Genomic DNA, 15,240 nt, shown 5'->3' with positions numbered 1-15,240 from the left:
TTAAAAGTGAAAGGTGTAACGAATATCGTGTTTATAGCGTTCGCCTGCTTTGGTAATGCCACCAAATTTTGCCAGTTCGGCTTGGTTTGGCGAATCGGGGAAAAACTCCGGTTCTAAAGCAACACCGGCGTAATCTTGATAAGTTGAACCGCTCAGATTTGGTTGCCCGCCAAGCCAATTTCCCGAATAGCATTGTAGTGCCGGCATTGAGGTATTGAGTTCAAGTGCAAGATCTTCAACCGTTAAACAAGCGGTCGGTTTTGCAGAGTTTTTTACCAATTTGAAAGCGTGATCGTAGCCTTTTACCAGCTGTTGATCGGTATCTTTCAGCAAGTCTTGCCCGATAAGTTTAGGCGTTGAAAAATCAAAACCGGTGTGAGCAACCGCTTTAAACGGTAAAATCGGGATACCGTCTGCACCGACCGGTAAATATTCGTCTGCGTTAATCATCAATTGATGCGAAAGCACATCACCTGCGCCGAGTAAATTGAAATAAGCGTGATTGGTAAAGCAGAGCGGGGTATCTTGATTGGCGGTTGCTTCAAATGCAATTTCGACTTCTTTTCCATTCAAACGATAAGTCACAACGGCATAAACTTCACCGCCGAAACCTTGTTCGCCGTCTGCAAAAATTCGGCTGAATTTGACCGCTTGCGGATCAAGCTGCTCCGCTTGCCAAATTTGTTTATCCGCCCCGTTAGCACCGCCGTGTAAAGTGTTTTTACCGTCATTTTTAACCAAAGTATAGGTTTTGCCGTTAAGCTGATATTCGGCATTAGCGATACGGTTGGCATAACGTCCGCAAGTTGCTCCAAAGTAAGCGGTCTGATTTTGCCAATTTTCTGCAGAAGTCGTAACTAACACTTCACGTTCGCCTTTCGGGTGTTTCACCACACAAGAAAGCCAAGCGGCACCGAAGTCGGATAACGTAATTTTAAGAAATGAGTTTTCTAGGGTAAAGGTTTTCATAACTTGCTCCGAAAGCAAGAAATCACGGAAATTTCCGTGATTTCTGCAGATGAACGATTAAATAAGATGAACGCCATCACAAGCGGTACAAAGGTGGAAAGTTTCTTTGATACCGGTCTGTTTTTCATAGTTATCCGCAATGATTCGGCGTAAATGTTCCACTTTCTCATCCGGTACCAAGCAAACGATACAGCCGCCGAAACCGCCGCCGGTCATACGTGCGCCGCCATTTTTACCGATTGCCACTTGTGCCAGTTCGACCAAGTAGTCGATTTCCGGAATAGTAATTTCAAAATCGTCACGCATAGAATCATGCGACCCCGCCATTAATTGACCGAGTTTGACCATATCATTCGCTTTTAAGGCTTCAACCGCTTCCAATACGCGTTGATTTTCGCTGATGATATGTTTTGCACGTTTATAAGCTAACTCATTTTGGGCTTGTAATTCAGCCGCTCGCTCGATAAATCGTTCCGATGTAACATCACGTAATGCTTTCACACCGAAGAATCGTGCGGCAAATTCACACTCTTGACGGCGACTGTTGTATTCACCGGTGACTAAATCGTGTTTCACGTTAGAGTTGATAATCGCAATCGAATAGCCGTGCGGTACCGGTGTCGGGGTAATGTCTAACGAACGGCAATCAATCATAATCACTTGATCTTTTTGTCCGAGCGCCGAGGTAAGTTGATCCATATTGCCGCAATTTGCGCCGACGAATTTATTCTCGGCTTGTTGTCCGATCAAGGCGATTTCCGCCAAACTGAGTGGTAAATCGCCTAGCACTTGCGCAGTTTTACCGATTGAAATTTCTAATGCGGCGGACGAACTTAAACCGGAAGACATCGGCACGTCGCTGGTCATCGCTAAATCCGCACCTTGTTTAAACTCCGGACATTTTTCTTGAATATATTTCACCACGCCGCGTACGTAATTCGCCCATTTGTGTTCGGACGGTTCAATCGGTCGGCTAAGGTCAAACTCATCTTGTTCATCAATATCAATCGCATACACTCGCCAAACCGAATCGTCACGTTTACTAAAGCTGACCGCCATTCCGTAGTTAATCGCACACGGCATTACGAAGCCGTCGTTATAATCGGTATGTTCGCCGATAATATTGACCCGCCCCGGAGCAAATACGGTTTGAGCTGCCGAGTAGCCGTAATGTTCGCTAAATTTCTGTGTCGCAAGCTGTTGTGGTTTCATTCTATCTTTCTCTCTCGCTATTTCTTTCTATTGATCTTTATAGTGAATGCTGTCGCTCACCGCATTGAGTCTTTCCGCCGCTTGTTCCGGTGTCAGATCTCGCTGACTTTCCGCCATCATCTCGTAGCCGACCATAAATTTACGCACGGTTGCCGAACGTAACAACGGCGGATAGAAATGGGCGTGTAGCTGCCAATGTTGATTGTCACTTTCGTTAAACGGGGCGAAATGGAAGCCCATCGAATACGGGAAACTGATATTAAATAAGTTATCGTAGCGAGTGGTTAGCTTTTTAAGTGCGAGTGCTAAATCCGCTCGTTCGGCTTCGTTTAAATCGGTAATGCGTTTAAAGTGTTTACGTTTAGGTAACAGCAAGGTTTCAAACGGCCAGCCGGCCCAGTAAGGCACCACTGCAATCCAGTCTTCGGTTTCGACGACGATACGTTCTTTTTTAGTTAATTCACGCTCGGCATAATCAAGAAGCAATGGACGACCGTATTGAGCAAAGTAATTTGCCTGACATTCGTCTTCAATCGCAATTTCGTTCGGTAAGAAATTGCTTGCCCAAATTTGACCGTGTGGATGTGGATTAGAACAGCCCATCATGGCGCCTTTGTTTTCAAAAATTTGAACCCATTGATAACGCGTTTTTAATTCGTTAGCTTGTTCTTGCCAAACTTGTACGACTTGCTCTATTTCAGCCACTGACAGTTGCGGTAAGGTTTTACTGTGATCGGGCGAGAAACAAATCACACGGCTTTCGCCTTGGGTATGTGAAATTTGGAAAAGCGGATCGGAACCGGCTTCCGGCGCCGGTGTATCCGGCAGTAGTGCGGAGAAATCGTTTTTAAAGACGAAAGGTTTGCTATAAACGGGATTTTGTTCGCCGGTAATGCGTTTATTTCCCGGACAGAGATAACAAGTCGGATCATAGCTCGGTTTATTATCCGCAACCGTTTCTTCCCGATGGCCTTGCCACGGACGTTTCGCACGATGCGGAGAAACTAAAATCCATTGATTTTTTAACGGATTAAAACGACGATGAGGGTGATCGTTTAGGATAAATTGTTGGCTCATTGTAGAACTTCTCCATTTGAGTTTTTAGAATTGGAGTATAGCCGACATTGATTTTTTTGTGTGTGATAATGATCACAGAAGTGAGCGCAGTCCGATGGTTTTGCTGTAATTTTAGCTAATTGAACGATATAAACAGTTTGTAGAAGAAAGAAAATAAGTGATAGAAATCAATAGAATTTTTATGGATTTCGATTTAAGTAAGCGGTCGAATTTTCCCTCTTTTTTGCAAAAGATAATGGAAAAGCGACCGCTTGTTTTTCTTTAAAGTTCAAAGCTGTCGAAATCGTTGCTATCGACTTTGGCATTAATTTGCCCGACTAAATAGGAACTGACTTCAACTTCTTGCGGTGCAACTTGTACGTTATCAGACACCAACCAAGCGTTAATCCAAGGAATCGGATTGGAAGAGGCGGCAAAAGGGCGGGGTAATCCGACCGCTTGCATCCGAATATTGGTAATATATTCGACATATTTCACCAAAATATCTTCATTCAAACCAATCATTGAGCCGTCTTTAAATAAATACGCCGCCCATTCTTTTTCTTGTTCCGCCGCCGCTACAAACAGATCATAAGCTTCTTGCTTACATTCTTCGGCAATTTCCGCCATTTCCGGATCGTCTTGTCCGGATGCGATAATGTTCAACATATTTTGTGTGCCGGTTAAATGTAGATATTCATCACGTGCAATGAATTTAATAATTTTAGCGTTACCTTCCATTAACTGACGCTCGGCAAACGCAAAAGAACAAGCGAACGATACGTAAAAACGAATCGCCTCCAGTACGTTCACACTCATTAAGCATAAATAAAGTTGGCGTTTTAAGTTGCGTAACGTCACTTGGTATTGCTTGCCGTCCACCGTATAGCAACCTTCTCCGTAGAGTGTATAAAGTTGCGAATCTCGAATTAAATCATCGTAGTAGCAAGAAATATCTTTCGCGCGTTTAATAATTTCTTCGTTAGTCACGATATCGTCAAACACAATCGACGGATCATTCACGATATTACGGATAATGTGCGTATAAGAACGTGAATGGATCGTTTCGGAAAACGTCCAAGTTTCGATCCAAGTTTCCAACTCCGGAATCGATACTAACGGCAAAAATGCCACGTTCGGGCTACGTCCTTGAATGGAATCAAGTAGTGTTTGATATTTTAAGTTACTGATAAAAATATGTTTTTCGTGTTCCGGCAATGATTGGTAGTCGATGCGATCTTGCGAGACATCAACTTCTTCCGGACGCCAGAAAAATGAAAGCTGTTTTTCGATTAACTTTTCAAATAATTCATATTTTTGTTGGTCATAACGAGCAACATTCACGTTTTGCCCGAAAAACATCGGTTCTTTTAATTGATCATTTTTATTTTGTGAGAAAGTGGTGTATGCCATGTTATCTCCTTTTTAAATAATTACCCTCGCCCCTTGTGGGAGAGGGACAGATTTTTCTTCGTACAGAAGAAAAATGAGGGAGTGGGGAAAAAATGTTAAAGCCTGCATTGTCTAAATTTGCTACAGTTTTGCAAAATTTTTCACAAATTCAACCGCTTGTAGCCCACGCACGACAAGCCGTACGTGGTTATGATCATCAGCCTTCGATTGAGTGAGCCACGCTGTGGCTGTTAAAATTCTCCGATTATTTCTGTGTTTTTAGTGTATTCCGTGGTTATTTACATTCGGTCTAGACACTAAATTTTGCAAGCACCGCCGGCACAACCGTCATTTAAGTCCTCTTGGGCGTCTTCCGCTCCGTCTCTGGTATTTTGGTAATAGAGCGTTTTTAGTCCGTATTTATAAGCGGTCAATAAATCGGCAAGTAAGCGTTTCATCGGTACTTTTCCGTCTTCAAATTTTTGCGGGTCATAATTGGTATTTGCCGAAATCGCCTGATCAATGAATTTCTGCATAATACCGACCAGCTGTAAGTAACCGCTCATATCCGGGATATCCCACAATAACTCGTATTGTGAACGGAGCTTTTCATATTCCGGCACAACTTGTTTTAAGATACCGTCTTTTGAGGCTTTGATACTCACGTAGCCACGAGGCGGCTCAATCCCGTTGGTTGCATTAGAAATTTGCGAGGAAGTTTCTGACGGCATTAATGAGCTTAACGTTGAGTTACGTAAGCCGAATTGTTTAATCTCCGCACGCAAATTTTCCCAATCATAATGTAGCGGTTCTGTTGTCAGGTTATCCAATTCTTTTTTATAGCTATCAATCGGCAGAATACCTTGAGCATAGCTCGTCTCATCGAATAACTTACACGCACCTTGTTCTTTGGCTAAATTGAGCGAGGCTTTCAGTAAATAATATTGCATCGCTTCAAAAGTTCTGTGCGTAAGCGCATTGGCGGAACCGTCCGAATAACGCACGCCGTTTTTCGCTAAGTAATAAGCGTAGTTGATTACCCCGATGCCAAGCGAACGGCGAGCTAATGCGGCGTGTTTTGCCGCTTTCACCGGATAATCTTGATAATCTAATAAGGCATCTAGCGCGCGTACGACTAAGTCGGCAAGCGGTTCAAATTCATCTAAATTTTGCAAAGTGCCTAAGTTAAACGCAGAAAGCGTGCAGAGGGCAATTTCTCCGTTTTCATCATTAATATCGTTTAGCGGTTTGGTCGGCAATGCGATTTCTAAACATAAATTGGATTGTTTAATCGGTGCGACTTGCGGATTAAACGGCGAGTGCGTATTGCAGTGATCGACATTCTGAATATAAATACGACCGGTTGAGGCACGTTCTTGCATGAGCAATGAAAACAATTCAACTGCTTTCACACTACGTTTACGAATGCTCGGGTCTTGTTCATATTGCAGATAAAGCTGTTCAAATTTTTCCTGATCGGCAAAAAAGTCTTCATACAGACCGGGCACATCAGACGGGCTGAATAAAGTGATCTCTCCACCCTTAATTAAGCGTTGATACATCAGCTTATTAAGCTGTACACCGTAGTCCATATGACGGCAGCGGTTGTCTTCTACACCTCGATTGTTTTTTAATACCAATAAACTTTCCGCTTCCAAGTGCCATAGCGGGTAGAAAACCGTTGCGGCACCGCCACGTACACCGCCTTGCGAGCAAGATTTCACTGCCGTTTGGAAATGTTTATAGAACGGAATGCAACCGGTGTGGAAGGCTTCGCCTTGACGAATCGGGCTACCCAAGGCTCGGATTGCACCGGCGTTAATGCCGATTCCCGCTCGTTGCGACACGTATTTAATAATTGCAGCGGAAGTGGCATTGATTGAATCCAAACTATCGCCGCATTCGATCAATACGCAAGAACTAAACTGACGAGTCGGTGTTCTTACCCCCGCCATAATCGGGGTCGGCAATGAAATTTTGAAGGTTGAAGTCGCATCGTAAAAGCGTTTTACATAATCTAAACGAGTGGCTTTCGGATATTGAGAAAATAAACAGGCCGATACTAAAAGATATAAGAATTGTGCCGACTCATAGATCTCTCCGGTCACTCGGTTTTGGACTAAATATTTTCCTTCGAGCTGTTTGACCGCCGCATAAGAGAAATCCATATCTCGGCTGTGTACAAGAAATTCATTCATGAGTTGCCATTCTTGTTCATTATAGTCGGTTAAAAGCGCTTTATCGTATTTACCGAGTGCCACTAGCTTTTTAATATGAGTGAATAAATGAGGTGGGGTGAAGTCTCCATAGGCTTTTTTACGCAGATGGAACACGGCTAAACGTGCGGCAAGATATTGATAATCCGGCGTTTCGGTACTGATTAAATCGGCGGCGGCTTTGATAATGGTTTCGTGAATATCGGCGGTACGAATACCTTGATAAAACTGAATATGTGCGCTCAGTTCCACTTGTGATACCGATACATTATGTAAACCTTCGGCCGCCCAAGTGATGACGCGATGAATTTTATCCAAATCAAACGGCTCTTGCTTACCATTGCGTTTGGTTACCATCAATGTTTTTTGCATAAAATATGTCTCCTTTTATCTTATTATTTGACCACTATATCTTGTGGTTTTTAAATGTTTATATACAAGATATTGTTTTGTAGAAATAGGTGCAAGCGGAAAGTTTTGTAAAGGGATATTGACAAAAGGTAAGTGATTGAAGATAGGGAGATTCGAGAAATGTAAAAAATAAACCCCTGAAAATAGATTCAAGGGTTAGATTAAAAATTAAGATTATTTTCCTTTCACGTCGATAATCAAGACTTCCGATTGGGTACCAAGTCGCATCGGTATGCCCCAGAAGCCATAACCGGAGGTAACAAAATAATGTCCTAAGCCGATTTTTTCATAGCCGTAGTGCAGTCGATAAATCACGTTAGTCATTAAATTTGCCGGAAAAATTTGCCCTTTATGCGTGTGTCCGGACACCTGTAAATCAATCGGTAATTGCGAATGTTGTTCGATTTGTGTCGGACGATGGTCAAGTAAAAACACCGGTAAATCCGAATTGACCGCCGTTAATAATTGGGCGGCGCTCGGTCGATTTTTTACTAAGTCGTCATTACGTCCGATAACGGTAAATTTTCCGTTAATTTCGATCGCTTGATCCCATAATACTTGAATGCCGGCTTTTTCAATTTCGCCGGCAATTGCCATCTGCTTGCCGAAGAAATCGTGATTACCCAATGTGGCGTAAACCCCTAAAGGCGCTTTGAGTTTAGCAAAATGCGGTTGCATATTTTCGGCTAGATAAGCATCGGTATTGTCGTCCATAATATCGCCGGGTAACAAAATCAGATCGACGTTTTGCTGATTAAAGATCTCCGCTAATCTATCTAATTGTTTTGCACCGAACCATTGTCCTAAGTGCAGATCACTTGCTACCCCAATACGTAGCGGTTGAGCTAGCGGTTTATCCAATTGCACGGAATAATGCACCACTTTCGGCGTATAAGCGTTATATAAGGCAAGCCCTACAATGCCGAAAAAGGCAAAAGGATAGGCAACTTTTAAGGCAAAATTGACCGCTTGTTTGCTTTTAAATAGGCGGTAAATTGCCGCACAAGCAAGGCTAACGAATAATGCAAACAGCAGTAAAGCGAGCATTAGCGCGGTGATTCTAAAGCCGTTAAACGTGCGAGTAACGGTAAGAATCGCTAAGCTGTTTGCAGCTAAATAGCTAATAAATGTCACGATCTTGCGTGACTTGGCGGATAAGTTGAATAACCAACCTACAGTACGAGAAAAGTTGAAAACAAGGCATTGTAAAACAAGAACGGCAATACTTGTAGTAATGTAATAACGATATTCCAACGGCTTTCCTTATGTGAGCAATAAAATGAAAAGTGATTGTAGCTTAGATTGGTTATTCAGACAAAAGAAAAGCCCTATCGTGAAGTGATCTGCACCCCAAAAGTTGGACTGTTTAATTTAAGGACTGAGTTCTGTATTGTACAGGGCTCAGTCCTTTTAATTTCACTTGAATACGCTCATTGTTGTAATAATAAATGTACTCGTGAATCACTTTCTCAAGTTGTTCGAAAGTTTCAAATCGCTTACCAAAGTAACATTCCGTTTTCAATCGCCCAAAGAAACTTTCCATTGCCCCATTATCCAAGCAATTCGCTTTTCTCGACATACTTTGTTTAATATGATGTTTTCTCAGCATTTCTTGATAGTCTGCCATCTGGTATTGCCAGCCTTGGTCGGAATGTAAAATCGGTTTAGCGTCCTTAGGCAGTTTTGCGACCGCTTGCTTTAGCATCCGCATCACTTGCTCAAAGTTAGGGCTTCTTACCCATCACCGCTAGCCCATTGATTCCGTTATGATTAAATTGAGCAATCCATCGAGTTAAGGTTTTCTTGGATAATTGAAAATGTCGTTGAGTGAATAAACGGTTTTTGTCATTTTGAAGATAAAACTCGATGACTTGTTGTTTGAATAGCGAGTTATATTTAGTCATAAAAAATCTGCACCTTAATCCGTTGGAGGTTTAGTCCAACTTTTGGGGGGCAGATCACGTAAGATAGGGCTTTAATAGAGCAAATGCCATTATGTAGGAGGACTATTTTACGATTTCTCGTGTTGGTTTTTGAAACAGCCGCATTTGCTAATTCAGTGACTTCCGATTAGAAGTTAGGTTTGATTAAACCCGGCTGACCCATTGCCGGATCAGTATTATAGGCTTCCATTGCATCGGCAACCGTCATTCCTAATGCTTTCGCTACACCTTCACCGTATGCAGGGTCACAGAAGTAGCAGTTACGGATATGGCGATATTTAATAAAGTCTAATGCATCACCCATACCTGCCGCAGTATTCTTGAATAGCGATTCTTTTTCTGAATCAGTCATATTGTTGAATAACACACGTGGTTGGCTGAAATAATCCGCATCGTCTTGGCGGAAATCCCAGTGTGCCGCATCACCGTTAATTTTGAGTGGCGGTTCTGCAAATTGTGCTTGTTCTTGCCATTGACCGAAGCTATTCGGCTCATAATGTAAGGTTGAACCGTAGTTACCGTCCACTCGACCTTGACCGTCACGCGCATTACTGTGAACCGGACAACGAGGTGCGTTTACCGGAATTTGGTGGTGGTTTACACCTAAACGGTAACGTTGTGCATCTGCATAGTTGAATAAGCGAGCCTGTAACATACGGTCCGGTGATACGCTGATACCCGGCACTAAGTTACTCGGAGCAAATGCAGATTGTTCAACATCAGCAAAGAAGTTTGCCGGGTTGCGGTTTAATTCCATTACGCCGACTTCGATTAATGGATAGTCTTTTTTAGACCAAACTTTAGTTAAATCGAACGGATGAAAATCCACTTGTTCCGCTTCTGCTTCGGGCATTACTTGAATATAAAGTTTCCATTTCGGGAAATCGCCTTTTTCGATTGATTCGTATAAATCGCGTTGGTGTGATTCACGATCGTTAGCGATAATTGCCGCCGCTTCTTCATTAGTTAAGTTTTTAATGCCTTGTTCGGTACGGAAATGGAATTTCACCCAGAAGCGTTCGTTATTTGCATTGATTAAGCTATATGTGTGTGAACCGTAACCGTGCATATGGCGGTATGAAGCCGGGATACCACGCTCAGACATTACGATCGTTACTTGGTGGAATGCTTCCGGTAATAACGTCCAGAAGTCCCAGTTGTTTGTCGCGCTACGCATATTTGTGCGTGGGTCACGTTTAACCGCTTTATTTAAGTCAGGGAATTTACGTGGATCACGTAAGAAGAATACCGGTGTGTTGTTACCGACTAAGTCCCAGTTACCTTGTTCGGTATAGAATTTAACCGCAAAGCCACGGATATCACGTTCTGCATCTGCCGCACCACGTTCACCGGCTACAGTGGTAAAACGTGCGAATAATTCAGTTTCTTTACCCACTTCGCTAAAGATTGCCGCTTTAGTGTATTGAGTAATATCATGGGTCACGGTGAATTTACCGAATGCGCCGGAACCTTTAGCATGCATACGGCGCTCAGGAATAACTTCACGCACGAAGTTGGCTAATTTCTCGTTTAACCATAAATCCTGTGCAAGCAACGGACCGCGAGGGCCGGCAGTTAAACTGTTTTGGTTATCAACAACAGGCGCACCGTTGTTCATCGTTAATGATGTATGATGGAATGGACATTTAGACATAATAATTACCTTGGAATGTTAATAGGTTTTGTGTATGGATATATTATTATTGATAGATTTTATTTTGTAAAACTATCAATTTGATAAAATATAGCGATTAAATTAGATTTTTTAATAGGAAATAACTTTGATTTTTTGGCTTGAAAAGTAAATAAGGTTTCCCCATTTACTAAGGCGTTTAAAAGCGGTGGAATTCCGCTTATTTTTTGTAAATTAAAGAGGGATAAAATGAGTACCAATCAAGAAACAAGAGGCTTTCAATCGGAAGTTAAGCAATTACTTCAGTTAATGATCCATTCACTTTATTCAAATAAAGAAATTTTCTTACGTGAATTAATCTCCAATGCGTCTGATGCGGCGGATAAACTGCGTTTTAAAGCGCTTTCCAATCCTGCGTTATATGAAGGTGACGGCGAATTACGAGTACGAGTGAGCTTTGATGAAACTTTAGGCACATTGACGATCAGCGATAATGGTATCGGTATGAATCGTGAGCAAGTGATCGATCACTTAGGCACGATAGCTAAATCAGGCACTAAAGAGTTTCTAAATTCGTTAGGTACGGATCAAGCGAAAGACAGTCAATTAATTGGTCAATTCGGGGTTGGTTTTTATTCGGCATTTATTGTTGCGGACAAAGTGACAGTGAAAACTCGTGCAGCAGGCGAAACACAAGCCGTACTTTGGGAATCTGCCGGTGAAGGCGATTACACGGTAGCGGATATTGAGAAATCGACACGCGGTACGGATGTCATTTTACATTTGCGTGAAGCAGAAAAAGAATTTTTAAGCGAATGGCGTTTACGTGAAATTATCGGTAAATATTCGGATCACATCGGCTTACCGGTTGAAATCCAAACCACCGAATATGATGAAGAAGGCAAAGCAAGCGGTCAAAAATGGGAAAAAATTAACAAAGCGCAAGCACTTTGGACTCGTTCAAAAACCGAAATTTCAGACGAGGAATACCAAGAGTTTTATAAACATTTAAGCCACGATTATAATGACTCGCTCATTTGGGCGCATAATAAAGTAGAGGGTAAACAAGACTATACCAGCTTGCTTTATGTACCGGCGAAAGCACCATGGGATCTGTTCAATCGTGATCAAAAACACGGCTTAAAACTTTATGTACAGCGTGTATTTATTATGGACGATGCCGAAGTGTTTATGCCGAATTACCTACGTTTTATGCGGGGTTTATTAGACACGAATGACTTGCCGCTCAACGTTTCACGTGAGATTTTACAAGAGAATAAAGTTACTGCTTCACTACGTGCGGCATTAACTAAACGTGCATTGCAATTATTGGAAAAATTAGCGAAGGACGATCAAGCTAAATACCAAACCTTCTGGAACGAATTCGGTTTAGTGTTAAAAGAAGGCGTTGGTGAAGATTTTGCGAATAAACAACAAGTTGCGTCATTATTCCGTTTTGCTTCGACCCAAACTGATTCTAGCGAACAAACGGTAAGTTTGGCGGATTATATCGGCAGAATGAAAGAAGGTCAGAAAGCGATTTATTTCTTAACCGCTGATAGTTATGTGGCGGCGAAAAATAGCCCGCACCTTGAACTGTTCAATAAGAAAGGCATTGAAGTGCTGTTATTATCTGATCGTATTGACGAATGGGTAGTAGGGCATTTAACCGAATTTGACGGCAAACCGTTGCAAAGTATCACTAAATCGGATTTGGATTTAGGCGATCTTGCCGATAAGGAACAAGAAGAAAGCCAAAAAGCGCAACAAGCGGAATTCGGATCTTTCCTTGAGCGTGCGCAAAGCTATTTTGGTGAGCGTGTGAAAAAAGTGGTATTAACGCATCGCTTAACCGACACGCCGGCAGTGGTTTCTACCGACAATGATGAAATGACGACACAGATGGCAAAACTGTTTGCCGCAATGGGTCAAAAAGCACCGGAAGTGAAATATACGTTTGAGCTAAATCCGGATCATCGTATGGTTAAGAAAATTGCAGATCTTACCGATGAAACGGAATTCAATGATTGGATTGAATTATTATTTGAACAAGCATTACTTGCAGAACGCGGTTCACTAGAAAATCCGGCGGCATTTATCAAACGTATGAATAAATTGCTTGGCTAACAAATAAAAGAAGAAAAAAGCTATCGAAAGATAGCTTTTTTGTTTTGTTAAGCGGTCAAATTTGCGGATTTCTTTGCAAAAGATTAAAAAGGCGAGAAATGTTCTCGCCTTTATCTTTAGTTAATCATTGAAATTATAAGATTTCTTTCGCTTTCGCTACGACGTTTTCCACCGTAAAGCCGAACAGTTTGAATAATTGATCCGCAGGTGCAGATTCACCAAAGCTATTCATACCGACGATACGTCCTTCAAAGCCGACGTATTTGTACCAGAAATCGGATAATTGCGCTTCGATAGCGACACGTTTGGTTACTGAACGTGGTAACACAGATTCACGATACGCTTCGTCTTGTTTATCAAACACGTTTGTGCTTGGCATTGAAACAACGCGTACTTTCGTACCTTCCGCATCTAAGACTTCAGCCGCTTTCATCGCTAAATCCACTTCTGAACCGGTTGCGATGAGGATTAAATCCGGACAACCGCCTTTTTCGCAACATTCACGTAAGATATAACCGCCGCGAGCAACGTTCGCTAATTGTTCAGGCGTACGAGTTTGTTGAGCAAGGTTTTGGCGAGTAAAGATTAACGCACTTGGGCCGTCTTTACGTTCAACCGCCGCTTTCCACGCTACAGCCGATTCCACTTGGTCTGCCGGACGCCATGTTTCTAAGTTCGGAATAAAGCGTAATGAGGCAGTTTGTTCTACCGGTTGGTGAGTCGGGCCGTCTTCGCCTAAACCGATAGAATCGTGCGTATAAACGAATAATGAACGTTGTTTCATTAATGCCGCCATGCGCACCGCATTGTGAGCGTATTCATAGAACATTAAGAATGTCGCACCGTAAGGAATAAAGCCACCGTGTAATGCAATACCGTTCATAATTGCAGACATACCGAATTCACGAACACCGTAGTTGATGTAGTTACCGTCCACATTGTGATCCGCACGGATTGGTTTTGAACCGGACCATAACGTTAAGTTAGAACTTGCTAAGTCTGCGGAACCGCCTAAGAATTCCGGTAAGATATGCGCATAGGCTTCAATCGCATTTTGTGATGCTTTACGGCTTGCGATTGCTGCCGGATTTGCTTGTAATTTTTCGATAAACGCTTTGCTTTCCGCTTCCCAGTTTGCCGGTAAATCGCCTGCCATACGGCGTTTGAATTCCGTCGCTAATTCAGGGTATGCCGCTTCATAAGCTGCAAATTTAGCGTTCCATTCTTTCTCTACTACCGCGCCTTTGGCTTTTGCGTCCCAATCCGCATAGATTTCAGCCGGAATTTCAAACGGCGCATATTCCCAGTTAAGTGCTTGGCGAGTTAATGCGATTTCATCGTTACCTAACGGCGCACCGTGGCAGTCGTGCGATGCCGATTTGTTCGGAGAACCGTAACCGATGATGGTTTTACAGATAATTAAAGTCGGACGTTCGGTTTCCGCTTTTGCATTTTCAATCGCAAATTTGATTTGTTCCGCATCATGACCGTCCACATTACGGATCACTTGCCAACCGTATGCTTCAAAACGTTGTGCGGTATCATCAGAGAACCAGCCGTCCACATGACCGTCGATTGAAATATTATTATCGTCATAGAAAGCGATTAATTTGCCTAAGCCTAAAGTACCCGCTAATGAGCATGCTTCATGTGAGATACCTTCCATTAAACAACCGTCACCTAAAAACGCATAGGTATAGTGATCAACGATTTTATGACCTTCACGGTTAAACTGTGCGGCTAAGGTTTTTTCCGCAATCGCCATACCGACCGCATTAGTGATACCTTGACCTAACGGACCGGTCGTAGTTTCAACACCCGGAGCATAACCGTATTCAGGGTGACCCGGTGTTTTAGAATGTAATTGACGGAATTGTTTTAAATCTTCAATTGAAAGATCATAGCCCGTTAAGTGTAATAAGCTATAAATTAACATTGAACCATGGCCGTTTGAAAGTGCGAAACGGTCGCGATCAGCCCACTTAGGATTGGTTGGGTTATGTTTTAAAAAGTCGCGCCATAATACCTCTGCGATATCCGCCATACCCATTGGGGCACCCGGGTGACCGGAATTAGCTTTTTGTACCGCATCCATACTTAGAAAGCGAATTGCATTCGCTAATACTTTACGTTCTGCCATGTGTTTACTCCTAGACAAGAAAATGACAAATACTCTAATAAACTAGATTAGTTGATAAATGGATTCTACACTATTTTTGAAGTAATACTCAAAAAATCTCGAGTAAAAATTGTGATCTTCTTCACAAAAAAGATGAGAAAA

Annotated in this window: 10 protein-coding genes and 1 pseudogene; 1 reads left to right on the top strand and 10 read right to left on the bottom strand. The window is 42.4% G+C overall.

What is annotated here, in order from left to right:
• The 9 genes and pseudogenes from DRF63_RS05470 to DRF63_RS05435 form a co-directional block, all read right to left on the bottom strand.
• Positions 1 to 969: a galactose-1-epimerase gene (locus DRF63_RS05470; RefSeq protein ID WP_005597721.1), complete on the bottom strand. Its 969-nt coding sequence runs from the start codon at positions 967 to 969 to the stop codon at positions 1 to 3.
• 57 nt (positions 970 to 1,026) lie between these two features.
• Complete coding sequence (gene galK, locus DRF63_RS05465) at positions 1,027 to 2,181, bottom strand: galactokinase (RefSeq protein ID WP_005597720.1); 1,155 nt, start codon at positions 2,179 to 2,181, stop codon at positions 1,027 to 1,029.
• Positions 2,182 to 2,208: 27 nt separating this feature from the next.
• Positions 2,209 to 3,258 carry a galactose-1-phosphate uridylyltransferase gene (galT, locus tag DRF63_RS05460; RefSeq protein WP_005597718.1) on the bottom strand — a complete coding sequence of 350 codons (1,050 nt, stop codon included), beginning with the start codon at positions 3,256 to 3,258 and terminating at the stop codon, positions 2,209 to 2,211.
• Positions 3,259 to 3,519: 261 nt separating this feature from the next.
• Positions 3,520 to 4,650: a class Ia ribonucleoside-diphosphate reductase subunit beta gene (gene nrdB, locus DRF63_RS05455; RefSeq protein ID WP_005597716.1), complete on the bottom strand. Its 1,131-nt coding sequence runs from the start codon at positions 4,648 to 4,650 to the stop codon at positions 3,520 to 3,522.
• A gap of 296 nt (positions 4,651 to 4,946) precedes the next feature.
• A complete protein-coding gene (nrdA, locus tag DRF63_RS05450; protein ID WP_005597712.1) occupies positions 4,947 to 7,217 on the bottom strand; it encodes a class 1a ribonucleoside-diphosphate reductase subunit alpha in 2,271 nt (756 codons plus the stop codon).
• Positions 7,218 to 7,430: 213 nt separating this feature from the next.
• Positions 7,431 to 8,510 carry a metallophosphoesterase gene (locus DRF63_RS05445; RefSeq protein WP_005608205.1) on the bottom strand — a complete coding sequence of 360 codons (1,080 nt, stop codon included), beginning with the start codon at positions 8,508 to 8,510 and terminating at the stop codon, positions 7,431 to 7,433.
• A 112-nt stretch (positions 8,511 to 8,622) separates the two neighbouring features.
• Positions 8,623 to 8,991, bottom strand: a pseudogene (locus DRF63_RS05440) (transposase); the annotation flags it as partial.
• Positions 8,981 to 9,160, bottom strand: a complete 180-nt coding sequence (locus DRF63_RS11275; RefSeq protein WP_005597706.1) for a helix-turn-helix domain-containing protein — start codon at positions 9,158 to 9,160, stop codon at positions 8,981 to 8,983. The gene DRF63_RS11275 and the pseudogene DRF63_RS05440, both read right to left, overlap by 11 nt.
• 166 nt (positions 9,161 to 9,326) lie before the next feature.
• Positions 9,327 to 10,853, bottom strand: a complete 1,527-nt coding sequence (locus DRF63_RS05435) for a catalase (protein WP_043991834.1) — start codon at positions 10,851 to 10,853, stop codon at positions 9,327 to 9,329.
• Between the two features lie 228 nt (positions 10,854 to 11,081).
• Between DRF63_RS05435 and htpG the strand changes: the two genes are divergently transcribed.
• Positions 11,082 to 12,959: a molecular chaperone HtpG gene (htpG, locus tag DRF63_RS05430; RefSeq protein ID WP_005597702.1), complete on the top strand. Its 1,878-nt coding sequence runs from the start codon at positions 11,082 to 11,084 to the stop codon at positions 12,957 to 12,959.
• Between the two features lie 133 nt (positions 12,960 to 13,092).
• Here htpG and tkt read toward each other — a convergent pair whose 3' ends face one another.
• On the bottom strand, positions 13,093 to 15,099 hold the full coding sequence (gene tkt, locus DRF63_RS05425) for a transketolase (RefSeq protein ID WP_005597700.1): 2,007 nt from the start codon (positions 15,097 to 15,099) through the stop codon (positions 13,093 to 13,095).
• Between the last annotated feature and the right edge of the window lie 141 nt (positions 15,100 to 15,240).

Origin of the sequence: Actinobacillus pleuropneumoniae (assembly GCF_003290385.1) — a bacterium.
Lineage (GTDB): Bacteria > Pseudomonadota > Gammaproteobacteria > Enterobacterales > Pasteurellaceae > Actinobacillus > Actinobacillus lignieresii.
Note: the sequence above shows the minus strand (reverse complement) of the source record. Positions and strands in the feature narration are given on the sequence as shown.

What these genes read in the sequence shown, in the direction of transcription:
- DRF63_RS05470 (WP_005597721.1), bottom strand. Translation starts at nt 969, where the DNA reads ATGAAAACCTTTACCCTAGAAAACTCATTTCTTAAAATTACGTTATCC.
- galK (WP_005597720.1), bottom strand. Translation starts at nt 2,181, where the DNA reads ATGAAACCACAACAGCTTGCGACACAGAAATTTAGCGAACATTACGGC.
- galT (WP_005597718.1), bottom strand. Translation starts at nt 3,258, where the DNA reads ATGAGCCAACAATTTATCCTAAACGATCACCCTCATCGTCGTTTTAAT.
- nrdB (WP_005597716.1), bottom strand. Translation starts at nt 4,650, where the DNA reads ATGGCATACACCACTTTCTCACAAAATAAAAATGATCAATTAAAAGAA.
- nrdA (WP_005597712.1), bottom strand. Translation starts at nt 7,217, where the DNA reads ATGCAAAAAACATTGATGGTAACCAAACGCAATGGTAAGCAAGAGCCG.
- DRF63_RS11275 (WP_005597706.1), bottom strand. Translation starts at nt 9,160, where the DNA reads ATGACTAAATATAACTCGCTATTCAAACAACAAGTCATCGAGTTTTAT.
- DRF63_RS05435 (WP_043991834.1), bottom strand. Translation starts at nt 10,853, where the DNA reads ATGTCTAAATGTCCATTCCATCATACATCATTAACGATGAACAACGGT.
- htpG (WP_005597702.1), top strand. Translation starts at nt 11,082, where the DNA reads ATGAGTACCAATCAAGAAACAAGAGGCTTTCAATCGGAAGTTAAGCAA.
- tkt (WP_005597700.1), bottom strand. Translation starts at nt 15,099, where the DNA reads ATGGCAGAACGTAAAGTATTAGCGAATGCAATTCGCTTTCTAAGTATG.